Genomic DNA, 24,658 nt, shown 5'->3' on the forward strand with positions numbered 1-24,658 from the left:
CGCGTGGGGCGGGGCCTCCTGCGCGCGGTCGGGCGGCGGCTCGCCCTCGGCCTGCTGACGCTCTTCTTGTTGTCGATCGTCGTCTTCGTCGGCACGCAGGTGCTCCCCGGCAACCCCGGCCGCGCGATCCTCGGCCCCCTCGCCGACATTCGGGCGGTCGAGGCACTGAACGAACAGCTCGGTGCCAACCGCCCGCCGGTCCGGATCTATCTCGACTGGATCGGCGCGATGCTGACCGGCGACATGGGCCAGTCCTACACCTATCGCCAGCCGGTGGCGCCGTTCGTCGGCGCCGCGCTCGTCAACTCGTTGAAGCTGGTGGCGGTGATCTTCGTGCTGGTGGTGCCGCTGGCGATCGGCGCCGGCGTCGTCGCCGCGCTCAATGCGGGGCGGACGGTCGACCGTATCGTCTCCATCGCCTCGCTGTCGCTCACCGTGATCCCGGAGTTCGTCTCCTCGATCGTGCTCATCCTGGTGTTCGCGGTGCTGCTGCGCTGGCTGCCGTTGACGGCGTCCTGGCCGCCCGGCGCCGGACCGCTGGTGCAGCTGCAACACCTCGTCCTGCCGGCGCTGCCGCTCGTCATCGTGCTGTTCGGCTATATCGCGCGGATGGCACGCTCGGGCACCATCGAGGCCCTTTCGGCCGACTACACCCGCACCGCGATCCTCAAGGGCCTCCCCTGGCGCACCGTCCTCAACCGCCATGTCCTGCGCAACGCGCTGCTGCCGACGATCACCGTCATCGCCACCCAGGCCGGTTACGCGCTGGGCGGGCTCGTGGTGGTGGAGACGCTGTTTCGCTACCAGGGGATCGGCAACCTCGTGCTGACCGCCGCCAAGGGCAAGGACTTCGCCATGTTGCAGGCCGGGGTCCTCACCATCGGCGCCTTCTTCATCCTGGTGACGCTGATCGCCGACACGCTGGTCGTGATGCTCAACCCGCGCCTGCGCGCGGGGCTGAAGCGATGACCGTGGCCGACCCGGCCGCCGCCGCGCCCGCGACCGATGTCGCCGAGGCGCCGCGCCGCGCCCGCTCGACCGCCGCGATCCTCCTGACCACTCCGACCTTCCTCGTCGGCGCCGCGATCGTCCTCTTCTGGGTCGGCTGCGCGATCTTCGGCGACAGCCTGGTTCCCTACGATCCGTTCGCGGACGACCTTCTCGCCACGCTCGCCCCGCCGTCCGCCGCGCACTGGTTCGGCACCGACATGATCGGCCGCGACGTCTTCTCCCGCGTCATCTGCGGGGCGCGCGACATCCTCATCGTCGCCCCGCTCGCCACGCTCATCGGCACGGTCACCGGCACCGCGGTCGGGCTCTCGATGGGTTATTTCGGCGGCTGGGTGGACGCCGTCGTCGGCCGCATCATCGAGGTGATGCTGTCACTGCCCCTCATCATCGTGGCGCTCCTGGTGCTGGTCGCGCTCGGTCCGTCCACGCCCACCGTGGTCGTGGTGGTGGGCCTCGTCTTCACCCCCATCGTCGCGCGCACGGTGCGCGCCGCGGTGCTGGCCGAGCGCCACCTCGACTACGTCGCCGCCGCGTCGGTGCGCGCGGAGACCGCCTTCCACATCATGTTCGTGGAGATCCTGCCGAACATCTGGCCGCCGATCATCGTCGAGGCGACGGTCCGGCTCGGCTATGCGATCTTCACCATCGCCTCGCTCTCCTTCCTCGGCTTCGGCGTGCAGCCGCCCTCGCCCGATTGGGGGCTCACGATCTCCGAGAACTACGGCGTCCTCGTCGGCGGCTTCTGGTGGACCGTGGTGCCCGCGACCGTCGCCGTCGCCTCGCTCGTGGTGGGCGTCAACCTCGTGGCCGAATCGGTGCAGAGGGCATTGGCCGAATGAGCATCGCGGCCGACCGCACACCGGCGCTGGAGCTGGACCGCCTCTCGGTCGACTACCGGGTGAGGGGGCGGGACCTGCCGGTGCTGAAGGACGTCACCCTCACCGTCCGCCGCGGCGAGGCCTACGGGCTGGTCGGCGAATCGGGGTCGGGCAAGTCCACGGTGGCGCTGGCGGTGCAGCGGGTGCTGCCGCCCAACGGACGCGTCTCGTCCGGCACCGCGAAGGTGCGGGGCTACGACATCGAGGCGCTGGACGCGGGCGAGCTGCGCAAGGTGCGCGCGCGCGACGTCGCCATGGTGTTCCAGGATCCGGGCAAGGCACTGAACCCGTCGCTCACCATCGGCCGGCAGATCGGCGAGGTGTTCGAGATCCTCGGCGAGAGCCGGCGCGCGGCGTGGGCGCGTGGTGAGGAGATGCTCGGCCGGGTTCGCATCTCAGCCCCCGCGCGGGTGATGGCGAGCTACCCGCACCAGCTCTCCGGCGGCATGCAGCAGCGCGTGGTCATCGCCATGGCGCTCGCCAAGGACCCCGCCCTCCTCGTCCTCGACGAGCCGACGACCGGGCTCGACGCCACCATCGAGGCGGAGGTGCTCGACCTCGTGCAGGCGCTGCGGCGCGAGTTCGGCGCGTCGATCCTCTTCATCAGCCACAATCTCGGCGCCATCGCCGGGCTGTGCGACCGCGTCGGCGTGCTCTACGCCGGCCGCCTCGTCGAGGAGGGCGACGCGCGCGAGATCTTCGCCCGGCCGCGCCATCCCTATACCGTCGGCCTGTTGCGCTGCCTGCCGCGCGCGGGCCTGCGCAAGGGCGAGGGCCACCTCGACACGATCCCCGGCTTTCCACCGCCGCCGGGCTCCATCCCGGTCGGCTGCGTCTTCGCGCCCCGCTGCGGCCTCGCCCGCGAGCGGTGCCGCAGCGAGACGCCGCCGCTCTACCCGGTCTCCCCCGGCCACGGCAGCCGCTGCCACTGCCACGACGAGGTGGACGCCCTGCCCCGCGTCGGCACCGTCGCCGCGGCGCCCGAGATCCGCGCCGACGCGCGGCCGGTCGTCGAACTCACCCACCTCTCCAAGACCTACACGCTGGGCGGCAAGCCGATCTACGCCCTGCGCGACGTCAACCTGACGCTCGCCGCAGGGGAGACTTTGGGGCTGGTCGGCGAGTCCGGTTCGGGCAAGTCGACCCTCGCCAACCTCCTCCTGGGGCTGGTGGAGCACGACGACGGCGGCACCATCGCGATCGACGGCGCGCCGGTGCCGGCGGCGGTCCAGAAGCGGACACGCGAGCAGGTGAAGGCGTTGCAGATCGTCTTCCAGAACCCGGACTCGGCTCTGAACCGGGCGCATACGGTCAAGCACCTCATCGGCCGCGCGGTGAAGAAGCTCGCCGGCCTCACCGGCAAGGCGCGCGCGGCCGAGATCACGCGCCTGGTGGAGGCCGTGCGCCTCACCCCGCGCCAGCTCCCCGCGCGCCCGCGCCAGCTCTCCGGGGGCATGAAGCAGCGCGTCGCCGTCGCCCGCGCCTTCGCCGCGGCGCCGCGCGTCGTGGTGTGCGACGAGCCGACCTCCGCGCTCGACGTCTCGGTGCAGTCCGCGATCCTCAACCTCCTCACCGAGTTGCAGCGCGAGCGGGGCGTCTCCTACATCCTCATCAGCCATGACCTCGGCGTCGTGCGCCACCTCTCGGACCGGATCGCGGTCCTCTACCTGGGGCGCATCATGGAGATCGGCCCCGCGTCGGCAGTGCTGGACGGGCCGCACCACCCCTATACCGAGGCGCTGCTCTCCGCCGCGCCCACCATCACCGGCGAACGGGGGACGCGCATCCGCCTCACCGGCGAGATCCCGAGCCCGCTCGATCCGCCGACCGGCTGCGTCTTCAATACCCGCTGCCCGCGCAAGTTCGGCCCCGTCTGCGAGACCGAGGAGCCGCCGCTCGACGACGACACGTCCGGCCATGGCATCCGCTGCCACCTGCCGCGCAGTGCGCTCGGCCGCGTCGGCGGTGCGCCGCCGCGACCGCGGCGCGACCTCGCCGACGCCTGACCGGACTATGCTCCTTGCTGTGCGAACCGTCCGATGAGGAAGGAGCGGAACAGCGCGATCGCCGGGTCGTGCAGGTCGTCGGGATGGAGAGTGAGGTAGTAGCCGTAGGCGGTGTCGACGCGGGGGCCGAGCGTCACCAGGCGGCCGGCGGTCACCTCGGGCCCCCACGTCCGCTCGTCGATCAGCACGACACCGCCGCCGCCGACGGCCCATTGCACCGCCAGCGCCTCGGTGTCGAACGCGAGCCCGCGGCGCTCGTCGATGGTGAGGCCGCGCTGGCGCACATAGTCGGCCCAGAAGACGCCGAACGGCTCGTCCTCCAGCTTCACGTGCAGCAGCTCGGCCCGCGCCAGGACGCGCTCCAGCGACCCGCCGGCCGTCTCGGCCGTCTCGGCCACCATGTCCGGCGACGCGGCCGGCGTGCAGCTCACGGTCCACAGGAGATCGCGCACACGGTCGTCCACGCGCGGCTTGTCGAACACCACCGCCACGTCGAGCGCGCGCTGCGCCGGCAGGCCGACACCGTTGGTGGACGACACGTCGATCAGCACGTCCGGGAAGGCGGCGCGGAACTCCTTCAGCAGACCCATCCCGAAGACGGTCAGGAAGGTCGGCGGCATGTGGACCCGCAACAGGCGCGGCCCGGCGCTCTCCTGCCGCAGGCCGCGCAGCGTCGTCTCGATCCGGTCGAACGAGGCGGTCAGCACCGGGAGCAGCGCCGCCCCCTCGGCGGTCAGGGTCACGCCGCCGGGCTTGCGGTCGAACAGGCGGCGGCCGATCAGCTCCTCCAGGCGCCCCACATGCCGCGAGAGCGCGCTTTGCGACACGTGCAGCGAGGCGGCGGCCGCGGTGAACGATTGCTGCTTGGCCACCGCCTCGAACGCGCGCAGCGCGTTGAGCGGCAGCCAGATGCGCGCGCCGGTGCCGTTCGCCGGCCCGCCGCCGCCGCGCTCGTCGTCGTCCCGCTCACCCGCCCGACGCGCCATCCCTTGCCTCAATTCGATGGGGCCATGATAAAATAGAATTGGAGCGACTCCGGCTTCCCTGCTTAAATTCTATCGTCGCACACGATATGGGCAGAGGGAGACAGGGCGATGCTCGACCTCGCGAGGATCGGCGGACTTTTGGGCGAGTGCAAGCCCGGTCACACATTGCCGCAAGCGCTCTACAACAGCCCCGATATCCACGAATTCGATCGGAAGGCGGTGTTCGGCTCAACCTGGCTCCTCGCCGCCTTTTCCTGCGAGATCCCCGCCGCGCGCAACTATCTGGCGCTGACCCTGGCCGGCTCGCCGATCGTCCTGACGCGCGGGACCGACGGCGTGCTGCGCGGCTTCCACAATGCCTGTCGCCACCGCGGCGCGCAGGTCTGTGCCGACGGTCCGGGCCGGCGCGCCCGCCTCACCTGCCCCTATCATCAGTGGGTCTACGACCTCGACGGAACGCTCGTCCACGCTCGCAACATGCAGCCCGGGTTCGACGCCGCCTCGCACGGCCTCAACCCCATCCACTTGCGCGAAGTGGCCGGGGTGGTCTTCGTCTGCCTCGCGGCCGAGGCGCCGGCCTTCGCCCGCTTCGAGGCCGAGCTCGCCCCCATGCTGGCGCCGCACGATCTGGAGAACGCCAAAGTCGCCCATACCTCGACCTTGGTCGAGAAAGGCAACTGGAAGCTCGTCATGGAGAACGCGCGCGAGTGCTACCACTGCGCGACCGGTCATCCGGAACTGTGCCTCACCTTCCCGATCGAGGACCTCGGCGAGACGATGGCGAGCGCCGGCAACGCGCACTACGGCGCCTTCGCGGCGAAGATGGGCGACTACGGCCTCGGCCTCGGCCCCTATTTCGGTCCCTGGTGGCAGATCGAGCGGTTTCCGCTGAAGGAGGGCAGCCAGTCCCTCACCATCGACGGCGCGCTCGCAGTGGCGAAGCTGATGGTCGACACCCCGGCCGACATCGGCTCCCTGCGCTGGGCGATCGAGCCGCACGTCTTCTGCCACTCCACCGCCGATCAGACGGTGATGTTCTCGGCGATGCCCACCGGTCCGAACGAGACGGTGGTGACCTGCAAGTGGCTCGTCCACAAGGACGCGGTCGAGGGGGTCGACTACGACGTCGACCGGCTGATCCACCTGTGGACCGTCACCAACTTGCAGGACCGCGACCTCGTCGAGATGAACCAGCGCGGCGTCAACTCGATCGGCTACACCCCCGGCCCCTACAACGAGCGGGACGAGGCGTACGTGAAGCGCTTCACCGAGTGGTACCTCGATACCGCGTGCCGCTACGTCGCCGCCCGCGCCGGGTTCGAGCCGCTGCCCGAACGCATGGTCCGCAACGACCTCGACCAGCTGGTCCCGCTGGCGCTGCGGGACGCGGCCAACGACGCCTATTCCACCTACTCCGGCGCCGGCCACCTATGAGCGACGTGCCGGAGCGGCTCGCCGGGCCGCACCATCCCGAGACGATCGCCATCGGCCACGGCTACGACGCGGCCGCCGCCTACGGCGCGGTCAAGCCGCCCATCGTGCTGACGTCGACCTTCACCTACCCGACCGCGGCCGCCGCCAAGGAGGCGCACCGCACCTTCTTCCAGAGCACGCACCCGGACGAGGCGGAATTCATCTACGCCCGGCTCGACCATCCCAACCTGCGCATGGTGCAGGAGCGGTTCGCCGCGCTCGACGGCGCGGAGGCGTGCGCCGCGTTCGCCTCGGGCATGGCGGCGATCTCGGCCGTGCTGCTCGCCACCGTGCGACCGGGAGACACCGTCGTCCACACCGCGCCGCTTTATGGCGGCACGCTGGGCCTCCTGAACGGGCTGCTCGCGGACCTCGGCGTGCGCGCGTTCGCGATCACCGACGCACTCGCCCCCGCCGCCATCGCCGAGGCGATGGCCCGCGCCACCGCCGCCGGCCGCCTCGCGCTGGTGATGGTGGAATCGCCCGCCAACCCCACTGCCGGGCTGACCGATATCCGCGCCGTGGTCGCCGCCGCCAAGGCGCTCGGGCGCAGCAGCCATCGCCCGCTGGTGGTGGTGGACAACACCTTCCTCGGCCCCTTCGCCCAGCGCCCGCTCGAAGAGGGCGCCGACCTCGCCATCACCTCGCTCACCAAGTATGCCGGCGGCCATTCGGACGTCCTGGGCGGGGCCGTCACCGGGTCGGCCGCGGCGCTGCTGCCGGTGCGCAAGCTGCGCACCTCGCTCGGCACGCACCTCGACCCGTTCTCGGCCTGGCTCACCCTGCGCTCGCTGGAGACGCTGCCGCTCCGGGCCGAGCGCGCGGCCAGGAACGCCGCCGCCGTCGCCGCCTTCCTGAACGATCACGCCAAGGTCACCGCGGTCAGCTATCTCGGCTTCCTCGCCGAGGGGACGGCCGCGCGCGCCGTCTACGACCGGCAGTGCCGCGGCGCGGGGTCGACCTTCTCGTTCCGCATCGACGGCGGCGAGCGGGAGGCGTTCGCGATGCTGGACCGGCTGCGCGTCATCCGGATGGCCGTCAGCCTCGGCGGCACGGAAACGCTGATCTGCCACTCGGCGACCACCACCCACTATTCCGTCGCCCCGGAGGTGCGGGCCGCCGTCGGCGTCGACGACGCGTCGCTGCGCATCTCCATCGGGCTCGAACATCCGGACGACCTCATTGCCGACCTCGACCAGGCGCTCGGCGCCATCCGACCTCTCGCGCGGACCTGACGCATGACCTTGACGCTCCCCTTCCCCGACCGCGCGTCCGTCACCGGCAAGCTGACCCCGCCGGCCGAACGCGCCGAGATCGTCGTCGTCGGCGCCGGCGCGGCCGGCTGCGCCGCGGCGATCGAGGCGGCCCGCGCCGGCGCCTCGGTGATGCTGATCGACGAGAACCCGGTCGCGCCCGGCCTCATCGGCATGGACGTGCCGCTGCAGTACGGCGGCCGCGCCGGAGCCGCCGTGCAGAACCCGGAGCGCCTCGTCGAGCAGATCCTCGCCACCTCGCCCGCGCTCGCCGAAGCGTTCGAGGCCGGCGTCGACGTGCGGCTCTCCACCTCCGTCTGGGGCGCGTGGGCCAACGGGTCCGGCATCTGCGGCTTCCCCGGCCCGGTGGTCGGCGTGGCGGACGAGACGAGGAGCTGGCTCGTCGGCTTCGGCCGGCTGATCGTCGCCACCGGCGCGCGCGACCTCAACTTCACCTTCGCCGGCTCGGACCAGCCGGGCGTGATGGGCGCGCAGGCCTTCCACGCCCTCGTCGCCCGCTACGACGCGTTCGAGGGTAAGCGCATCGTCATCCTCGGTAGCGGCGCCCTGGCGGCGCAGACGGCCGCCCTCGCCGCAGCACACGGCATCACGGTCGCCGCCATCGTCGAGGCGCGCGCCACCGTCCAGTCGCCGGCGCTGGAAGAGACCGCCGCGCAGCTCCTGGTGGGCCACGTCCCCCTCACCGCCCACGCCGGGGTCGAGGGCGTCGCCGGGCTGACGGTGTGCGACATCGCCGACCCGTCGCTGCGCGAGGAGATCGCCTGCGACACCATCGTCATCGCCGTTGGCGCAGTGCCGGTGATCGAGCTCTTCGACGTCCTGGGCGCGGCGCGGATCATGGACCCGGTGCGCGGCGGGCACATCCCGGCGCTCGGCGACCACGGCGGCACCTCGCTCCCCTCGGTCTGGGCGGCGGGCGACTGTGCGGGCCTCGGCGGCGATCCGGAAGCGGAGGGCGTCGCCGCCGCCCGCGCCGCGCTCGCCTCGCTGGCGCGCACCGCCGAGCCGGCCGCCACCACCCTCAAGCCCGCCGGCGCCGACGCCCTCGCCTACCAGCTCGACTGGGCGCGCGCGCTACTCGACACCGGCGGGCGCGAGGTGATGGCGTGCCTGTGCGAAGAGGTGACGCGCGGCGAACTCCTCGACGTGCAGCCGCCGCGCTATCTGGGCTGGCGCTCCAACCAGATGGCGCAGCGCGACCTGAAGACCCTCGCCGCGGACGGCCCGGTCGACCAGGACCAGATCAAGCGGCTGACGCGGGCCTGCATGGGCCCCTGCCAGGCCCGCCGCTGCCGCGAGCAAGTGGCGCTGACGATGGCGATCGGCACCGGCGCGCCGCCCGAGACGGTGCCGCTCGCCGGCTACCGCGCACCGGTCCGCCCGCTTCCGCTGGCGGTGCTGGCCGACCATGACGAGCCCGCCGAGGCGAGCCGCGACTGGAACGTGTGGTTCGGCATCATCACGCAGTGGATCGGCTACGAGGACATCGGCACCGACGCCGAAAAAGAGCAGATGAACGCCGGGATGCCCTACTAATGACCCCATCCGATCCCGCCCGCCCCCTCGCCACCGGCGGCGACGCCAAGGGCGCCTCGGTCGTCGTCGTCGGCGGCGGCGTGACGGGCCTCTCGGCGGCGTGGTGGCTGTCGCGCGAGGGTGTCGACGTCACGGTGCTGGAAAAGGGCATCGTCGGCTTCGAGGCGTCGGGCCGCAACGGCGGCGGCTGCACGCACTACCAGAGCCCCCTGTTCCACGAAGAGCAGCGCCTGTGGCCGCAAATGGACGAGCTGCTCGGCTACCCGACCGAGTACCGGCGCACCCGCATCATCTTCCAGATCGACCCCGCCAAGGCGAACTTCGCCGAGGGGCTGAAGATGCGCATACCGGCAGGCTACGAGATGGAAAAGCTCAGCCCCGACGAGGTACGCCGGCGCGTCCCGCTGGCGGGCGACAACGTGGTCGCCGGGGTGCACCTGAAGTTCGGCGGGCACGCCAACCCGCAGCGCACCAGCCAGGCCTACGCCTGGGCCGCGCAGGACCACGGCGCGACGATCCGCCAGCACGTCGCGGTGCTGAAGGTGATCACCGAGGGCGGCCGCGCGGTGGCGGTGGAGACCTCGGAGGGCCGCATCGCCTGCGACCACCTGGTGATCGCCGCCGGCCCGCTGACGGGCAAGCTCCTCGCCACCATCGGCATCGACCTGCCGCTCGCCCCGGCGCGGGCGGAGATGATCGTCACCGAGCCGCTGCCGCTGATGCCGCTGACGGGGGTCGACGGCAACGGCATGTACGGCCGGCAGACGCTGCGCGGCAACCTCGCCTACGGCGGCGGCTGGCACGAGTGGTACGACGACGTGCCGCTCGACACCGCGCCGCCGCGCCCGTCGGGCACCGCACTGCGGGGCCTCGCCAAACGCGTCGCGGCGCTGTTGCCGAAGGCGGCGCACGCCCGCGTCATCCGTTCGTGGTCCGGCGTCATCGAGAACACGCCCGACGGTCGCCCGGTGCTGGAGCGCCTCGCGGCACCCGGCAACGTCACGGTCGCCACGATGTCGGCGGTCGGCTTCGGCCTGTCGCCGGCATCGGGCCACGCGATCCGCGACCTGGTGATCGACGGCAAGCCCTCGTTCTGCGACCTCTCGAAGCTCTCCCTGTCGCGCTTCGCGGGCCTGCCGGCGAACTGGCGCGAGGAGCTGAACTGGGTGCCGACCAGGCCGACGCCCGCGCCGAGCGCGATGGAGACCCAATGAGCCGCTCCGCCATCGTCGTCGGCGCCGGGATCGCCGGCCTCTCGACCGCCTGGGCGCTGAACCGCCGCGGCTTCGAGGTCACGGTGATCGAGCAGGGCCCGATCCCCAACCCGCGCGCCTCGTCCTACGACGAGCACCGCATCACCCGCTACGCCTACGGACCGTGGGAAGGCTACGCCTACATGATGCCGGCCGCGTTCGCGATGTACGAGCGGTTGTTCCAGGACATCGGCGCGAACCACCTCGCCCCGTCCTCGGTGGTCTACTTCGAGCGCGGCGACAGCGGCTGGTACGAGCCGGTGAAGCGCAATCTCGCCGAGATGGGCCGCTCCGCCCGCGACATCCCGCTCGCCGAGGTGCCGGACCGCTTCCCGATGGTGAACACCGCCGGCCTGACGCGCGCGGTGGAGACCGAAGGCGGCGGCATGCTGTTCCCGATCCGCATCCTGACCGACATGGTGGTCGCGCTCGCGGCGCGCGGCGTGACCCTCGTCGCCGACACCGAAGTCACCGCGGTCGACCCCGACGGCGGCACGGTCGTCGCCGGCGCGGCCGAGTTCAAGGCCGACCACGTGGTCATCGCTGCCGGCGCCTGGGTGAACCGCATCACCGACGCGGTGGCGGGCGACGTCGTCGCCTCGCGCCAGGCGGTGATGTACCTCGCGCCGCCGCCGGACCTCGCGCGGCTCTGGGCCGAGGTCCCGATCCTGTGCGACCTCGGCACCGAATCGGGCACCTACACCCTCCCCCCGCGGCGCGGCACGCGGCTGAAGGTGGGCGACCACGTCTTCACCCGGCGGGGCGACGCGGCGGGCGACCGGATCGCGACCGTGGACGACCTCGCGCGGCTGATGCGCGCCGCCCCGCTCGCCTACAACGATTTCCACCGCTACCGGATCATCGAGAGGAAGATCTGCTTCTACACCGTCACGCGCGACCCCTCGGAGGAATTCCAGGTGCGCCCGTGGGGCACGAAGGCGTGGATCCAGAGCGCCTGCTCGGGCCACGGCTTCAAGCTCGGCCCGCTGATCGGCGACGCGGTGGCAGCAGCGATCGCCGGTGAGCGCGACCCGGCCGAGACCACCCGCTTCGCCGCCGGCCGCATGACCAAGCCCGAGTGCGACGCCTTCACCGCCCGAACGGCACAAGCGGCACAATAACGCCGAGCGCCCGCGCCGTCTCGCAGGCCCTACCGCACTTCCTCCGCCAACCGTGCCATCAGCTCGCACGCCTCGTGCGGCTGGACCACGGCGGCGCGGATCAGATCGTCGAACCGGCGGTTCAGCGCGCGCACGTGCTCGGTGGCGGTGAACATGAAGAAGAGCGCGCCGATGTAGATCATCGCCCGCTGCGGTCCGAAGACGGTGAACGGCGCCGAGTAGGTCTGCCGCAGATCGTAGAGGTGGAAGGTGAGGCTGGGATAGAGTTCGCGGCAGATGGTCGACATCTCCACCAGCTGTTCGTGGCGCACGCGGGCGGGGAGCGCGTGCCATTGCCCGGTGCCGGCGGCGAAGGCCTGAAGGGCCTGGATGGGGACGCACGATTCCTGGGACAGCTCGGAGCGGCGCAGATGCTCGCGGCGCTCCAGCGCCCAGCGCGCGGTCGCCGCTTCGTCGACCTCCGGCCACTGGGCGTATTCGTACGCGGTCACCTCGGCCGACTTGAGGAAGTCCGGGAAGCTGCGGGGGACGGAGCGAATACGGTAGCCAGCGGTTTCGGCCTCGGCGTACCAGCGCAGGAAGCGATCGTCGATCGGCGAGTGGGCGCCGCCTTCGATGCGGACCGGCTCGATGACCTCCGCACCGGGCCGCTCCTGACTGGTCAGGCCGAGGAGCCAATCGACCGAGACCCCGGCGAGGGTGGCGACGGCGGCCAGCGTTTCGGCGCGGGGAAGGCGCGCGTTGGCGGGGGCGAGAAGCTGGGCGAGGGTCGACCGGTCGATCCCGACGGCCTTGGCGTAGGCGGAAGGGCTGAGGCGGGAACGGTCGATGACGAGCTGAAGCCGCTCGCGAAAGCTGGTCACGACGGCGTGGCGCTGTGCAGTCACCGGCACGCTCCGTAAAATCTCGGTTCGAGCGTAATATCACGCTTTCGGCTATTGGCGCGACAACTCCCACGGTATGTCTCGCAATCCCGCATTGCGGCGCGCCGCCCGGCTGCGACATCCTCGCCGGCATGCCGGCAACCCCTTTCGATCATGTGACCTTTTCGCACCGCCGCACCGTCGAGTGGCCGACGGTGGCGCTCTGCGGTGCCGTGTTCGGCGGCTGGGGCGCGCTGACCTACTGGCACGCCTGCCTGCCGCTTGCCGTGTCGATACCGGCGGCGGCGTGGGTGGTGGCGTGGCACTCGTCGTTGCAGCACGAGATCGTGCATGGGCATCCGACGGCGTGGCGGGCGGTGAACCGGGCGCTGGGGTTCGTTCCATTGTCGCTGTGGATCCCGTTCGCACGCTACCGGGCGATGCACCTCGCCCATCACCGCGACGAGCGCCTCACCGACCCGCTGGACGACCCCGAAACCTACTATTGGACGCCGGACGACTGGTCCGCCCTCTCCCCGCCGATCCGCCTTCTGGTCGCCGCGCAGGCGACGCTGCTGGGGCGGATGGCGATCGGCCCGGCGTGGTGCATCGGGCGCTACCTCGCAGCGGATTTTTCGGCGATCTGCGCCGGGGACCGGGCGTTGGCACGGGTCTGGCTGCGGCACGGGGTGGGGTGCATCGCGGTGCTGGCGTGGCTGTGGGCCGTGTGCGGGATGGCGCCGTGGGTCTACGTCGCGCTCTTCGTCTACCCCGGCACGGCGCTGCTCCTGGTGCGCTCGTTCGCCGAACACCGGGCGGAGGACGCTGTGCACCACCGCACGGCGATCGTCGAGCGGGCGCCGGTGCTCGGCCTCCTCTTCCTCTACAACAACCTGCACGCCGCGCATCACGCCCGGCCGACGCTGCCGTGGTACCGCCTCCCGGCATGGTATGCGCAAAATCGCGATATGTTGATTTCCCGCAACGGCGGCCTCGTCTACCGCGGCTATGCCGAGATCGTGCGGCGCTATCTCCTCGCGCCGCACGACATGCCCCTGCACCCCACCGGGCGGGCACCGGACGGGACGGCTTCGGCCGCGGGCGCGATGCGGCCGGCGCCCGGCGCACGTGCCGGCGGTGCGGCGATCCACGGCGCGGCGGTCGGCGCGATCGCGGCGCCCGCCGCGCCCGAGCGTTGACAGCCCCTGCCGCCGAGGCGCCCCCTCGCCCGCCGACCCACCCGTGAGGCGCCGATGGGAACCGCCAGCCTCGGAATGTACGACGCCCCCTTCGTGGCGCCCGCCAACGACGCGCTGTGGGCCGCCGTCGCCGCGCGGCTGAGGGCAGCCGGCCTCGCCGACGTGCCCGCGGCGCTCGACCGCACGCGGCCGCTCGCCGCCATCTGGCAGGCGCCGGACCTGCTGTTCGCCCAGACCTGCGGCTACCCGCTGGTGACGACGCTGCGCGACGTCGTTCGCCCCGTCGCCGCACCGATCTACCGCTGGCCCGGCTGCCAAGGGGCGACGCATCGCAGCGTCGTCGTGGTGGCGACGGGTTCGCCTGCCGACGGGCTCGCCGCGCTGATCGGCGCACGAGCGGCCATCAACGGGCGCGACAGCAACACCGGCATGAACCTCTTCCGCCGGGCGCTGGCCGATGTCGCGGCCGGCGCGCCGATGTTCGGCGAAGTGATCGAGACCGGCAGCCACCTCGCCAGCCTCGCGGCGGTGCGCGACGGCGAGGCCGACGCCGCCGCGATCGACGCCGTCACCTTCGCGCTCGCCACGCACCATAGGCCGGAGCTGACGGCCGGCCTGCGCGTCGTCGCCACGACGCCGGTCAGCCCCTCCCTCCCCTTCGTCACGCGCCGGGATGCCGCGCCCGCCCTGGTCGCCGCCCTCGTCGAGGCGCTCGCGGGCGCGATCGCCGACCCGGTCAACGCCGCGGCCACCACGGCGCTCGGCCTCGTCGCGGTGCAGCCGGTGACATTCGCCGACTACGCCGTCGTCCGGCGCTACGCCGAGGAGGCGGCGGCTCTGGGCTACCCCGCCCTCGCCTGACGCGCAGGCCCACGCGAGCGCGCCGCGGCATCTCGTTCGTTCGACCATTTGAGGGGGTGAAAATTACGTCGTTTTCATGCATTCTCTCCCGAGATACGGGAAGAATGCATGGAAAGCTTAGGCGGCGCAGTGGCCGGAGCCTTCGGGCTCGTCCTCTCCGGAGACCCGGCGCTGATGGAAATCATCGGCCTGTCGCTGCGCGTCACGCTGTCGGCGGTGCTGCTCGCCTGCCTGATCGGCCTGCCGTTGGGGGCCGCGGTCGGCGCCTTCCGTTTCCCGGGCCGGACCGTGCTCGCCATCGTCCTCAATTCGCTGATGGGCCTGCCGCCGGTGGTGGTCGGCCTCGGCGTCTACCTCATGCTGTCGGCGTCGGGACCGCTCGGCGTGCTGGGGCTGCTCTATACGCCGACCGCGATGGTCATCGCGCAGACGATCCTCGTCACCCCCATCGTCGCGGCGCTGACCCGGCAGGTGGTGGAGGACCTCGACGCCGAATATTCCGAGCAGTTCGCATCGCTCGGCGTGCGCCCTTTGCCGCGCATCGCCGCCCTCCTGTGGGACGCGCGCTACAGCCTGCTGACGGTGGCGCTCGCCGGCTTCGGCCGGGCGGTGGCGGAGGTCGGCGCGGTGATCATCGTCGGCGGCAACATCAACCACGTCACCCGCGTCATGACGACGACGATCGCGCTGGAAACCTCCAAGGGCAACCTGAGCCTGGCGATGGCGCTGGGTATCGTGCTCCTCACCATCGCCCTCCTCGTCAACGCGATGGTGATGGCGGTGCGCGCGTCGGCGGCGAGGTCGGCTTATGCTTGAGGCCGCCTTCGCCCACCCGGCCCACCTCGCGGGCAGCGTCGTCACCCTGGCGCCGCCGCTGCTCGAAACGCGCGAGCTCACCTTCGCGGTGCGTGGGCGGCGCCTGGTGGACGGCGTCCGCCTCGCGGTCCGGCCGGGGCGGCGCACGGTGGTGCTCGGCGCCAACGGGGCGGGCAAGAGCCTGCTGCTGCGCCTGATGCACGGCCTGATCGCGCCGACCGAGGGCGCGGTGCTGTGGCAGGGACGGCCGCTGGACAAAGCGGCGCGGCGGCGGCAGGCGATGGTGTTCCAGCGGCCGGTGATGCTGCGCCGCTCGGCCCGCGCGAACATCGCCTTCGCGCTCGGCGTGAGCGGCGTGCCGCGCGCACGGCGGGCCGCGCGGATCGACGAGGCGCTGGAGCGGGCCCGGCTGACGGCGCTCGCCGGCCAGCCCGCCCGGCTTCTCTCCGGCGGCGAGCAGCAGCGTCTGGCGCTCGCCCGCGCGCTCGTGTGCGCGCCGGAGATCCTCTTCCTCGACGAGCCCACCGCCAGCCTCGACCCGGCCTCCACCCAGGCGATCGAGGCGGTGATCGCCGAGGCCGCCGCCGCCGGCGTCACCATCGTCATGGTCACGCACGACCGCGGCCAGGCCGAGCGCCTCGCCGACGACGTCGCCTTCCTGCACGCGGGCCGCCTCGTCGAGCACGGCCCTGCGGCGCGGCTCCTCGAGGCCCCGCAATCGGAACCGCTGCGCGCCTGGCTCGGAGGGCGGCTCTACCTCGGCCCCGCCTGAGCGCGTCGCCGCCGCAAACGAAAACACACGGGAGGACCCCTCATGCTCCGTCGCCATTTCCTCAGCCTCACCGCGGCCGGTCTCGTCGCCGCCACGTTCGCCGCGACGTTCGCCGGCGGTGCGCGCGCCGACGCGCCGTTCATCGTCGTGCAGTCGACGACGTCGACCCAGAACTCGGGCCTCTTCGACGAGCTGCTGCCGAAGTTCACCGACAAGACCGGCATCGAGGTCCGCGTCGTCGCGGTCGGCACCGGGCAGGCGATCAAGAACGCCGCGAACGGCGACGGCGACGTCCTCTTCGTGCACGCCAAGCCCGCCGAGGAGGCGTTCGTGGCCGGCGGCGACGGCGTCGAGCGGCACGACGTGATGTACAACGACTTCGTCATCGTCGGCCCGCCCTCCGACCCCGCCGAGGTCGCCGGTTCGGCCGACGTGGTCGCCGCCCTCACCAAGATCGCCGCGGCGCAGGCGCCGTTCGCCTCGCGCGGCGACGATTCGGGAACCAACAAGGCCGAACTGCGGCTGTGGGACGAAGCCGGCATCGACGTCGCGGGCGCGTCGGGCGGGTGGTACCGCGAGACCGGGTCGGGCATGGGCGCGACGCTCAACACCGGCACCGGCATGGGCGCCTACATCATGACCGACCGCGCCACCTGGATCGCCTTCGGCAACAAAGGCGACTACCAGATCGCCGTCGAGGGCGATCCGAAGATGTTCAACCAGTACGGCATCATCCTCGTGAGCCCGCAAAAGCACCCCAACGTGAAGGCGCAGGAGGGTCAGGCCTTCGTCGACTGGGTGATCTCGCCGGAAGGCCAGCAGGCCATCGCCGACTACCGGGTCGACGGGCAGCAGCTCTTCTTCCCCAACGCCGTGGGCGACTGACGCCTCAGCGCGACAGCCAGCGCACGCGGCCGTGGCCGGCGACGTCGTAGCCGCCCATCGCGGCGGCTTTGGCGGCGAACTCGGGCGTGCGGCAGAACGCCAGCAGCGCCTGCACGGGCGGGGTGAAATAGGCGTGCCGGTCGATCAGGAGATCGAACGCCTCGTCGACCAGCGGGCGGAACGACAGGCGGAACTGCTGGGCCACCGCCTCGAGGCCGAGCGCGGCGTCCGCCTCGCCGGCGTAGACGGCGGCCGCCGCCTCGGTCTCGGTCCGGGCGAGCGTGGGGTGAACGAGGATCGTGTCGGCCACCCCGGCGGCGGCGCCCAGCCGGTCGAACAGGGCGCGGGCGCCGGCGCCGGCCTGGCGCAGCACGACGCGGCGGCCGGCGAGGTCGCCCATACCGCCGATCCCTGCGGACGGGGCGGTGATGAGGCCCTGGGTGCGCCGGGCGAAGGCGATCAGCACCACGTCGGCCGGCTGGCGCGCGGCGACCGTCTCGATATTGAAGCCGCCGTCCTCGGGGATGTGCAAGGCCGCCAGCGCCGCCTCGCCCCGCATGAAGCGGTCGAGACCGTCGCCGCTGCCGTCGAGCAGCGCGGCGAGGCCGGAGCCCGATTCGCGCATGGCCCATTCCAGCAGCGGATCGTGCGAGCCGGCGAGGACCGGCGGTCGCTCGGCGGCGGGTCGCTCGGCCGGCGCGGGCGCTTCGCCGGAGATCCAGGCGGCGATCTCGTCCTTGGGAAAGAGCAGCTTGCCGGTGACGCGGCGGTGCGGGATCTCGCCCGCCGCGGCGAGGTCGTAGACCTTCCGCTCCTTCACCCTCAGAAGCTCGGCCACTTCCCGCGTCGTCAGGAAGGCCGGCTCCCGCGTCTCGCGTTCCGCTGCTGCCACGATCGCTCCACCCTGCGCCTGCCTCCTGACTTAGCGCGCTTTGCGGGCGGGTGAAATCACTCGTCGTCGTCGGCGAGCTCGCCGCGGCGGGACGTGACGCCGGGGTCGAGGCGAACCGAGTCGGCCGCCGCGGTGCGATCGGCCGACGACCAGCCGACCAGCTCGCTGTTGAGGACGTAGGCGGCGCCGACCGTGATGGCGGCGAGGGCGGTGAAGGAGAGGAGCATCGCGCGCATGAGGGTCACTCCGTGTGCTGGCGCAGGAATTCGATGAGGTCGTGGCGGTCGCCGGCGTCGGTGATGCGCTGCATCGGCATGTTGGAGCCGGGGACGTAGTGCTCGGGGCCGAGGTCGAAGAGGGCGCCGAGACTGTCGGCGGTCCACACGATGTCGCTGGCGGCGAGCATGTCGGAATAGCGGTAGCCGGCGACGGCGCCGGCGCGGCGGCCGAAGATGCCGGCGAGGGTCGGCCCGGCGCGGCGCTCGCCGTCGCCGGTGAGGGTGTGGCAGACGCTGCACTTGCGCTGGAATTGCCGTTCGCCGTTGTCCATCTCGGCCGGCGGGACGAGGAAGGGGCGCTGCACGGTGCCGAGCACGGGCGCCTGCGTGCCGGCGCGGGCGACGATGGCGGCGCTGTCGTCGATGCCGCCGGCGACGAGATGCGCGCCGTCGCTGAAGGAGAGCGCCCAGACCGGGCCGCGCGCGGCGACCAGACTGTCGGCGACCGTCGTCCACCCGGCCGTCTCCACCACCATGACGTGCCCCTCGCCGTCGCCGATGGCAAGGTCCGCGCCGTCCGGCGAACGGGCCAGGGCCAGGATGGGGCGCCGCCCGGCGGTGAGGTCCGCGAGGGTCGCGCCGTCGGCGAGGGCGAGGACGCGCGTGCCGCCGTCGACCGCGCCATAGGCGATCCAGCCGGCCGCGCGGTCGACGGCGAGGACGTTGATCGCGAAGCCGTGGCGGGCGAGGACGCCGCGCTCGGCCCCCTCTTCGACCGACCACAGCCGCAGCGAACCGTCGGCCGACGCGCTGGCGAGCGTGGCGTCGTCCACGAAGGCGACGGCGTTGACGGCGCCGTCGTGGCCGGTGAGCCAGCGTTCCAAGGTGCCGTCGGTGCGCCAGAGGCCGATCTTGCCGTCCCACCCGGCGGAGGCGATGCGCGTCCCGTCCGGCGAGACGGCGACGTCCGCGACCGAGCCCTGGTGGCCTTCGAGGCGGTGCGTCGGCGTGGCGGCGGCAAGGTCCCAGAGGATGACGGCGAAGTCGTCGCCGGCGGAGACCGCGCCGTCCGGCGGCAGGAAGGCGACGGCCTTCACGGCGGCGCGGTGGCCTTCGAGCCAGCGCACCGATCCGTCGGCGAGGGTCCAGAGGCCGACCGAGTTGTCGAACGAGGCGGTCAGCGCCACTGTCGCCGTCGCGGCGGCGGCCATGATCGGTCCGCCGTGGCCGCTCAGGCGCGCGCCCTGCGCGGCCGATCCCGGCCCGGTCGCGCCGCGGACGGGCGCGCCGGCCGGCGCCGTGGCAGAAATTGCGGCCGACGGGGGCGCGGCGGCGGGGCGAGAGGCGGCGGCGGTGGGACGGGACGGCGTGGCGGGCGGCGCCGCGTGCCGGCCGGCCTCGGCTCCTCGCGGCGGGAGCGCCGAGGCCTCGCCGGAGGTCGCGCCGGCGGGGCGCAGCGGCGCCGGCCGATCGGCCACCGCGGGACCGGCGGCGAGCAGGACCGCCGCGGCGCACGCGACGCCTGCGCAGGCTGCGGCGCGGCCCCCCGATCGAGGGCGGGCGCGCCGCGTCACGCCGACCGCCGGGATCAGCGCGGCCGCGTCATTCGGCCGGCGCAACGGCTCCGTCCGGGGCCCCGCGCGCGGCCGCTTTCTGCTCGCGCTCGGCGACCCACAGGTCGTGGTGCTCGCGGGCCCAGTTGAGGTCGACCTCCCCGTTCCCCATCGCGTCGAACGCACCCTCCATGCCGACGGTGCCGATGTAGATATGGGCCAGGATCACCGCCATCATGACGAAGCTGACGATGGCGTGCCACATCTGCGCCAGCTGCTGCTCCTCCTGCGGCGCCAACTCGGTCGGCAGCTGGAAGCCGAGGAGGCCGGGGATGCCGGTCCAGTCGATCGCCGCGAAGGTCTTGGCGAACATCGGCAGCTCGAACGGGAAGAGGAGCGCCAGACCCGAGGCCGACACCGACGCGCCCAGGAGGATCGTCACCCAGAAGACGACCTTCTGGCCCGCGTTGAACTTCTTGGCGTGCGGGTGGCCCTTGCCGACGATGCCGCCCCCCGCCTTCAGCCACTGCCAGTCGGTCCGGCTGGGAATGTTGTGCCAGACCCAGAAGACGAGCACGAGCACGAGCCCCAGCATGAAGGCCCAGGACACGTTGTTGTGGACCCACTTGGTCGCGGTGACGCCGACGGAGTAGGCCTCCTTGCCCATCACGTCCATCAGGTAGTTGCGCCCGAACAACATGAAGAGGCCGGACAGCGCCAAGAGCACGAACGAGCCGGCCAGCAGCCAGTGGGCGAACCGTTCGATGAAGGTGAAACGGAGGATGGTACGGCCGGACTTGCCGGCGCGGATGCGGATGCGCCCGCGGATCAGGAAGAACAGCGCCAGCACCCCGATGACGGCGAGCAGCAAGATCCCGCCCCACTCGCGAAGCGGACCGCGGCGGAGCTTCAGCCACTCCATCCCGCCGGTCTGGATCAGGACCCCGGCGGCGGGGGTGTGCGCGGTCGTCGTCACGTCGCTGGTGCCGTAGCGGATGGCGCGGTAGGCGTCCGGATAGCTGAGGCCGGCACCCAGCTCGCCGGCGATGGTGGCCGCGGAGTGCGGATCAGCGCCGCCGGCCGAGGCGGGCGCCGTGCGCGGCGGCTCGCTGATCACCTCGCCGCGTTGACGGGCCATGATCCGGTCGAGCGCGGCATCGGTGCCGGAATTGCCGGCCTTGCCGAGCGAGGCGGGCTGGCGGGCGATGCCGCTGTCCGGCTTCGTCGGAAGCTGCTCCTGCGCGAACGACGGCTGAACCAGCGCGACCGACACGATCGCGAGAAGGAGGGCGGCGAGCCACCTATCGAGCCAGCGCATGAGCGTCTCCTCTTATTGTCCTTGTGGCCGTGGCGGCGCGGACGCCGTCACGGGGCGCTAACGTGGCCGCGTCAGTTCTGCTGCGTGCCGTAGGCGGTGCCCCAGCCCCAGGCGCCGGAGCCGAAGCCGCGCGCCACGACGCGCTCGCGGTAGATGTCGGACACGTCGTCCCCGTCACCGGCGAGCAGCGCCTTGGTGGAGCACATCTCGGCGCACAGCGGCAGCTTGCCCTCGGCGATGCGGTTGCGGCCGTACTTGGCGAACTCGGCGACCGAGTTGTCCGGCTCCGGTCCGCCCGAGCAGAAGGTGCACTTGTCCATCTTGCCGCGGGAGCCGAAGTTGCCGGCCTGCGGGTACTGCGGCGCGCCGAACGGGCAGGCGTAGAAGCAGTAGCCGCAGCCGATGCACAGGTCCTTGGAGTGCAGCACGATGCCGTCGGACGTCTGGTAGAAGCAGTCGGTCGGACAGACGGCCATGCAGGGCGCGTCCGAGCAATGCATGCAGGCGACCGAGATGGAGCGCTCCCCCGCCTGCCCGTCGTTGATCGTCACGACGCGGCGGCGGTTGATGCCCCAGGGCACCTCGTTCTCGTTCTTGCAGGCGGTGACGCAGGCGTTGCACTCGATGCAGCGTTCGGAGTCACACAGGAATTTTGCGCGTGCCATGGTTTCCCCCTACGCCGCCGAGATCTTGCAGAGCGTGGCTTTGGTTTCTTGCATCTGGGTGACGCTGTCGTAGCCGTATGTCTGGGCGGTGTTGGTGGATTCGCCCAGGACGTACGGGTCGGCCCCCTTCGGATACTTCGAGCGCAGATCCTCGCCCTGGTAGTGGCCGCCGAAGTGGAAGGGCATGAAGGCGACCCCGTCGCCCACCCGCTCGGTCACCAGCGCCTTGACGCGGACCTTGCCGCCCTCCGGCCCCTCGACCCAGACAAAGCCGCCGTCACGCACGCCGATGTCGTTGGCGTCGCGCGGGTTCACCTCGATGAACATCTCCTGCTGCAGCTCGGCGAGCCACGGGTTGGAGCGGGTCTCGTCGCCGCCGCCCTCGTACTCGACCAGGCGGCCGGAGGTGAGGATGATCGGGAATTCCTCGGAGACGTCCTTCTCCTGGATGGAGGCGTAGAGCGTCGGAACGCGCCAGAACTTCTTGTCCGCGTAGGTCGGATAGTCGGCGACGAGGTCGCGGCGGTTGGAGTAGAGCGGCTCGCGGTGGAGCGGCACGGGGTCCGGGAAGGTCCACACCACGGCGCGGGCCTTGGCGTTGCCGAAGGGGGCGCAGCCGTGGGCGATGGCGACGCGCTGGATGCCGCCGGAGAGGTCGGTCTTCCAGTTCACGCCGCCGACGGTCTTGTCGTAGTCGGAGGGCATCTCGTCGGGCGTGAACTCGCTCTCGCCGACGTCCTCCTGCGAGGGCCGCTGCTTGGAGACGCCGGAGACGTACTCGATCATGCGGCGCTCGAAGGGTTTCAGGTCGCCGTCCCAGCCGAGCTCCTGGAGCATCGCCATCGTGAACTCGGGATAGCCGTCCTCGATCTCCGAGCCGACGGAGTAGACGCCCTCGGCCAGCAGGTTGTCGCCGTCCCGCTCGACGCCGAAGCGGGCGCGGAAGGTGAGGCCGCCCTCGGCCACCGGCATCGACATGTCGTAGAGGTTGGCGGTGCCGGGGTGGTTCATCTCGGCCGTCCCCCAGCAGGGCCAGGGCATGCCGTAGAAGTCGCCGTCGCACGGGCCGCCGACCGCCCGCAGCGTGGTGCGGTCGAAGGTGTGCTGGTTGGCCATGTGCGCCTTCATGCGCTCGGGGCTCTGGCCGGTGTAGCCGATCGTCCACATGCCGCGGTTGAACTCGCGGGTCAGGTCCTCGATCACCGGCTCGCCGTCGACCACCTCGATGTTGCGGAAGATGCGGTCGTGGAAGCCGAATTTCTGCGCGAACTTGGCCATGATGGTGTGATCGGGCAGGCTCTCGAACAGCGGCTCGACCACCTTCTCGCGCCATTGCAGCGAGCGGTTGGAGGCGGTCACCGAGCCGTAGGTCTCGAACTGGGTCGAGGCGGGCAGCAGGTACACCCCGTCCTTGCGGTCGTGCAGGATCGCCGACACGGTCGGGTATGGGTCGATGATGACGAGGAGGTCGAGCTTCTCCATCGCCGTCTTGATCTCCGGCATGCGCGTCAGCGAGTTGGACGCGTGCCCCCAGAAGACCATCGCCTTGGTGTTGTCGGGCTGGTCGATCGCCTCGGCCGGCTCCAGCACACCGTCGATCCAGCGGCTCACCGTGATGCCGTTCTCGTTGATCATCATGCGGTCGGCCCCGCCCTCGCCGGCGCCGGGCATCACGGCGAAGCGGCCCTTCAGCCACTCGAGGTCCTCGTCCCACACGCGCGCCCAGTGTGCCCACGACCCGTCGGACAGGCCGTAGTAGCCGGGCAGCGTGTCGGCCAGGACGCCGAGGTCGGTCGCGCCTTGCACGTTGTCGTGGCCGCGGAAGATGTTGGTACCGCCGCCGGCGACGCCCATGTTGCCGAGCGCCAGCTGCAGGATGCAGTAGGCGCGGGTGTTGTTGTTGCCGTTGGTGTGCTGCGTGCCGCCCATGCACCAGATGACGGTGCCGGGCTTATGGTCGACCAGCGTCTTGGCGACGCGCTGAAGCTGCGAGCCGGGAACGCCGGTGACGCGCTCGGTCTCTTCGGGCGTCCACTTGGCGACCTCTTCGCGGATCTGGTCCATGCCCCACACGCGGGTGCGGATGAATTCGGTGTCTTCCCACTGGTTGTCGAAGATGTGCCAGAGGATGCCCCATACCAGCGCCACGTCGCTGCCGGGGCGGAAGCGCACGTATTCGGTCGCATGCGCGGCGGTGCGGGTGAAGCGCGGGTCGCACACGATGAGCGGCGCGTTGTTCTGCTCCTTGGCGCGCAGGACGTGAAGCAGCGAGACCGGGTGCGCCTCGGCGGGGTTGCCGCCGATGATGAAGATCGCCTTGGAATTGTGGATGTCGTTGTAGGAGTTGGTCATCGCGCCGTACCCCCACGTATTGGCGACGCCCGCGACCGTGGTGGAGTGGCAGATACGCGCCTGATGGTCGACGTTGTTCGTGCCCCAGTAGGCGGCGAACTTGCGCATCAGGTAGGCTTGCTCGTTGGAATGCTTGGCCGAGCCGAGCCAATAGACCGAGTCCGGACCCGAGGTTTCACGGATCTGGAGCATCTGATCGCCGATCTCGTCGATCGCCTGATCCCAGGAGACGCGGGTCCACTCCCCGCCGACCATCTTCATCGGGTATTTCAGCCGCCGCTCGCCGTGGGCGTGCTCGCGGACCGAGGCGCCCTTGGCGCAGTGGGAGCCGAGGTTGAAGGGGCTGTCCCAGCCGGGCTCCTGGCCGGTCCACACCCCGTCCTGCACCTCGGCCATCACGGTGCAGCCGACCGAGCAGTGGGTGCAGACGGACTTCTTGATGACGGTGGGGGTCGCGGGGTCGATGATCTCCTCGGCCGCCTTGGCGGTGCGGCCGGGGCGCAGCGCCCCGAACGCGGCGAGCCCGCCGACCGCGAGGCCCGACCCCCTGAGGAACGTCCGGCGATCGACCGTGTGGCGCGCAGCCTGGGCGAAGATGGCGCCGCCCCGCGCGGCCCGCTGAGCCCCGGTGGAAGTCTTCCTGAGCATCGTTTCTCTCCCTCGCGCCAGGCGTTACGCCGCTGGCGTCCGCGTCTCGTGCCGGCCCTTCTGGTCGGGGTTCCGGCC

At 71.7% G+C, this 24,658-nt stretch carries 21 protein-coding genes; 13 read left to right on the plus strand and 8 right to left on the minus strand.

The window, feature by feature from the left end; translation table 11 throughout:
- Window positions 1–3 precede the first annotated feature (3 nt).
- From MRB58_RS03295 to MRB58_RS03305, 3 genes are read left to right on the plus strand one after another with little or no spacing between them, the layout of a single operon-like run.
- A complete protein-coding gene (locus MRB58_RS03295; RefSeq protein WP_244780285.1) occupies window positions 4–969 on the plus strand; it encodes an ABC transporter permease in 966 nt (321 codons plus the stop codon).
- The gene (locus MRB58_RS03300) at window positions 966–1,850 is read left to right on the plus strand and encodes an ABC transporter permease (RefSeq protein WP_244780286.1); all 885 of its coding nucleotides are present in this window, start codon (window positions 966–968) and stop codon (window positions 1,848–1,850) included. The genes MRB58_RS03295 and MRB58_RS03300 overlap by 4 nt, the downstream gene beginning before the upstream one ends.
- A complete protein-coding gene (locus tag MRB58_RS03305; protein ID WP_244780287.1) occupies window positions 1,847–3,895 on the plus strand; it encodes an ABC transporter ATP-binding protein in 2,049 nt (682 codons plus the stop codon). The genes MRB58_RS03300 and MRB58_RS03305 overlap by 4 nt, the downstream gene beginning before the upstream one ends.
- A 5-nt stretch (window positions 3,896–3,900) precedes the next feature.
- Here MRB58_RS03305 and MRB58_RS03310 read toward each other — a convergent pair whose 3' ends face one another.
- Window positions 3,901–4,881 carry a LysR family transcriptional regulator gene (locus MRB58_RS03310; protein ID WP_244780288.1) on the minus strand — a complete coding sequence of 327 codons (981 nt, stop codon included), beginning with the start codon at window positions 4,879–4,881 and terminating at the stop codon, window positions 3,901–3,903.
- A gap of 108 nt (window positions 4,882–4,989) precedes the next feature.
- On the opposite strand from MRB58_RS03310, the gene MRB58_RS03315 reads away from it, so the two are divergent.
- From MRB58_RS03315 to MRB58_RS03335, 5 genes are read left to right on the plus strand one after another with little or no spacing between them, the layout of a single operon-like run.
- Complete coding sequence (locus MRB58_RS03315) at window positions 4,990–6,315, plus strand: aromatic ring-hydroxylating dioxygenase subunit alpha (RefSeq protein ID WP_244780289.1); 1,326 nt, start codon at window positions 4,990–4,992, stop codon at window positions 6,313–6,315.
- The gene (locus tag MRB58_RS03320; protein ID WP_244780290.1) at window positions 6,312–7,589 is read left to right on the plus strand and encodes a PLP-dependent transferase; all 1,278 of its coding nucleotides are present in this window, start codon (window positions 6,312–6,314) and stop codon (window positions 7,587–7,589) included. The genes MRB58_RS03315 and MRB58_RS03320 overlap by 4 nt, the downstream gene beginning before the upstream one ends.
- 3 nt (window positions 7,590–7,592) lie before the next feature.
- On the plus strand, window positions 7,593–9,164 hold the full coding sequence (locus MRB58_RS03325) for an FAD-dependent oxidoreductase (protein WP_244780291.1): 1,572 nt from the start codon (window positions 7,593–7,595) through the stop codon (window positions 9,162–9,164).
- Window positions 9,164–10,378: an FAD-binding oxidoreductase gene (locus tag MRB58_RS03330; RefSeq protein ID WP_244780292.1), complete on the plus strand. Its 1,215-nt coding sequence runs from the start codon at window positions 9,164–9,166 to the stop codon at window positions 10,376–10,378. The genes MRB58_RS03325 and MRB58_RS03330 overlap by 1 nt, the downstream gene beginning before the upstream one ends.
- Window positions 10,375–11,538 carry an FAD-binding oxidoreductase gene (locus MRB58_RS03335; protein WP_244780293.1) on the plus strand — a complete coding sequence of 388 codons (1,164 nt, stop codon included), beginning with the start codon at window positions 10,375–10,377 and terminating at the stop codon, window positions 11,536–11,538. Before MRB58_RS03330 ends, MRB58_RS03335 begins: the two co-directional genes overlap by 4 nt.
- 29 nt (window positions 11,539–11,567) lie before the next feature.
- Here the strand turns inward: MRB58_RS03335 and MRB58_RS03340 are convergent, their stop codons facing one another.
- On the minus strand, window positions 11,568–12,425 hold the full coding sequence (locus MRB58_RS03340) for a helix-turn-helix domain-containing protein (protein WP_244780294.1): 858 nt from the start codon (window positions 12,423–12,425) through the stop codon (window positions 11,568–11,570).
- Between the two features lie 128 nt (window positions 12,426–12,553).
- Between MRB58_RS03340 and MRB58_RS03345 the strand changes: the two genes are divergently transcribed.
- The 5 genes from MRB58_RS03345 (at window position 12,554) to MRB58_RS03365 (ending at window position 16,934) form a co-directional block, all read left to right on the plus strand.
- Window positions 12,554–13,600, plus strand: coding sequence for a fatty acid desaturase (locus tag MRB58_RS03345; protein WP_244780295.1), 1,047 nt, complete (start codon window positions 12,554–12,556; stop codon window positions 13,598–13,600).
- 54 nt (window positions 13,601–13,654) lie between these two features.
- Window positions 13,655–14,461: a phosphate/phosphite/phosphonate ABC transporter substrate-binding protein gene (locus MRB58_RS03350; RefSeq protein WP_244780296.1), complete on the plus strand. Its 807-nt coding sequence runs from the start codon at window positions 13,655–13,657 to the stop codon at window positions 14,459–14,461.
- 108 nt (window positions 14,462–14,569) lie between these two features.
- Window positions 14,570–15,277, plus strand: coding sequence for an ABC transporter permease (locus tag MRB58_RS03355; RefSeq protein ID WP_244780297.1), 708 nt, complete (start codon window positions 14,570–14,572; stop codon window positions 15,275–15,277).
- Window positions 15,270–16,049, plus strand: a complete 780-nt coding sequence (locus MRB58_RS03360; protein WP_244780298.1) for an ATP-binding cassette domain-containing protein — start codon at window positions 15,270–15,272, stop codon at window positions 16,047–16,049. Before MRB58_RS03355 ends, MRB58_RS03360 begins: the two co-directional genes overlap by 8 nt.
- A 42-nt stretch (window positions 16,050–16,091) precedes the next feature.
- The gene (locus tag MRB58_RS03365; RefSeq protein ID WP_244780299.1) at window positions 16,092–16,934 is read left to right on the plus strand and encodes an extracellular solute-binding protein; all 843 of its coding nucleotides are present in this window, start codon (window positions 16,092–16,094) and stop codon (window positions 16,932–16,934) included.
- Window positions 16,935–16,938: 4 nt separating this feature from the next.
- Here the strand turns inward: MRB58_RS03365 and MRB58_RS03370 are convergent, their stop codons facing one another.
- From MRB58_RS03370 to MRB58_RS03395, 6 genes are all read right to left on the minus strand, one after another.
- Entirely contained in the window at window positions 16,939–17,826 is an 888-nt protein-coding gene (locus tag MRB58_RS03370) for a helix-turn-helix transcriptional regulator (protein ID WP_244780300.1), read from the minus strand.
- 56 nt (window positions 17,827–17,882) lie between these two features.
- Window positions 17,883–18,062, minus strand: a complete 180-nt coding sequence (locus MRB58_RS03375; protein ID WP_244780301.1) for a hypothetical protein — start codon at window positions 18,060–18,062, stop codon at window positions 17,883–17,885.
- 5 nt (window positions 18,063–18,067) lie between these two features.
- Window positions 18,068–19,255, minus strand: a complete 1,188-nt coding sequence (locus tag MRB58_RS03380; RefSeq protein WP_244780302.1) for a c-type cytochrome — start codon at window positions 19,253–19,255, stop codon at window positions 18,068–18,070.
- Window positions 19,256–19,646: 391 nt separating this feature from the next.
- Window positions 19,647–20,915 carry a formate dehydrogenase subunit gamma gene (locus MRB58_RS03385; RefSeq protein WP_244780303.1) on the minus strand — a complete coding sequence of 423 codons (1,269 nt, stop codon included), beginning with the start codon at window positions 20,913–20,915 and terminating at the stop codon, window positions 19,647–19,649.
- Window positions 20,916–20,986: 71 nt separating this feature from the next.
- Entirely contained in the window at window positions 20,987–21,580 is a 594-nt protein-coding gene (gene fdh3B, locus MRB58_RS03390) for a formate dehydrogenase FDH3 subunit beta (protein WP_244780304.1), read from the minus strand.
- A gap of 9 nt (window positions 21,581–21,589) precedes the next feature.
- Complete coding sequence (locus tag MRB58_RS03395) at window positions 21,590–24,580, minus strand: formate dehydrogenase subunit alpha (RefSeq protein ID WP_244780305.1); 2,991 nt, start codon at window positions 24,578–24,580, stop codon at window positions 21,590–21,592.
- Window positions 24,581–24,658: the final 78 nt, after the last annotated feature.

The organism is Acuticoccus sp. I52.16.1 (assembly GCF_022865125.1).
Taxonomy (GTDB): domain Bacteria; phylum Pseudomonadota; class Alphaproteobacteria; order Rhizobiales; family Amorphaceae; genus Acuticoccus.

Bases quoted from the DNA above. Each gene is read 5' to 3' on its own strand.
- MRB58_RS03355 (WP_244780297.1), top strand. From the start codon at position 14,570: ATGGAAAGCTTAGGCGGCGCAGTGGCCGGAGCCTTCGGGCTCGTCCTC.
- MRB58_RS03350 (WP_244780296.1), top strand. From the start codon at position 13,655: ATGGGAACCGCCAGCCTCGGAATGTACGACGCCCCCTTCGTGGCGCCC.
- MRB58_RS03325 (WP_244780291.1), top strand. From the start codon at position 7,593: ATGACCTTGACGCTCCCCTTCCCCGACCGCGCGTCCGTCACCGGCAAG.
- MRB58_RS03385 (WP_244780303.1), bottom strand. From the start codon at position 20,915: ATGCGCTGGCTCGATAGGTGGCTCGCCGCCCTCCTTCTCGCGATCGTG.
- MRB58_RS03380 (WP_244780302.1), bottom strand. From the start codon at position 19,255: ATGGCCGCCGCCGCGACGGCGACAGTGGCGCTGACCGCCTCGTTCGAC.
- MRB58_RS03335 (WP_244780293.1), top strand. From the start codon at position 10,375: ATGAGCCGCTCCGCCATCGTCGTCGGCGCCGGGATCGCCGGCCTCTCG.
- MRB58_RS03365 (WP_244780299.1), top strand. From the start codon at position 16,092: ATGCTCCGTCGCCATTTCCTCAGCCTCACCGCGGCCGGTCTCGTCGCC.
- MRB58_RS03310 (WP_244780288.1), bottom strand. From the start codon at position 4,881: ATGGCGCGTCGGGCGGGTGAGCGGGACGACGACGAGCGCGGCGGCGGC.
- MRB58_RS03360 (WP_244780298.1), top strand. From the start codon at position 15,270: ATGCTTGAGGCCGCCTTCGCCCACCCGGCCCACCTCGCGGGCAGCGTC.
- MRB58_RS03395 (WP_244780305.1), bottom strand. From the start codon at position 24,580: ATGCTCAGGAAGACTTCCACCGGGGCTCAGCGGGCCGCGCGGGGCGGC.
- MRB58_RS03375 (WP_244780301.1), bottom strand. From the start codon at position 18,062: ATGCGCGCGATGCTCCTCTCCTTCACCGCCCTCGCCGCCATCACGGTC.
- MRB58_RS03330 (WP_244780292.1), top strand. From the start codon at position 9,164: ATGACCCCATCCGATCCCGCCCGCCCCCTCGCCACCGGCGGCGACGCC.
- MRB58_RS03305 (WP_244780287.1), top strand. From the start codon at position 1,847: ATGAGCATCGCGGCCGACCGCACACCGGCGCTGGAGCTGGACCGCCTC.
- MRB58_RS03300 (WP_244780286.1), top strand. From the start codon at position 966: ATGACCGTGGCCGACCCGGCCGCCGCCGCGCCCGCGACCGATGTCGCC.
- MRB58_RS03345 (WP_244780295.1), top strand. From the start codon at position 12,554: ATGCCGGCAACCCCTTTCGATCATGTGACCTTTTCGCACCGCCGCACC.
- fdh3B (WP_244780304.1), bottom strand. From the start codon at position 21,580: ATGGCACGCGCAAAATTCCTGTGTGACTCCGAACGCTGCATCGAGTGC.
- MRB58_RS03315 (WP_244780289.1), top strand. From the start codon at position 4,990: ATGCTCGACCTCGCGAGGATCGGCGGACTTTTGGGCGAGTGCAAGCCC.
- MRB58_RS03320 (WP_244780290.1), top strand. From the start codon at position 6,312: ATGAGCGACGTGCCGGAGCGGCTCGCCGGGCCGCACCATCCCGAGACG.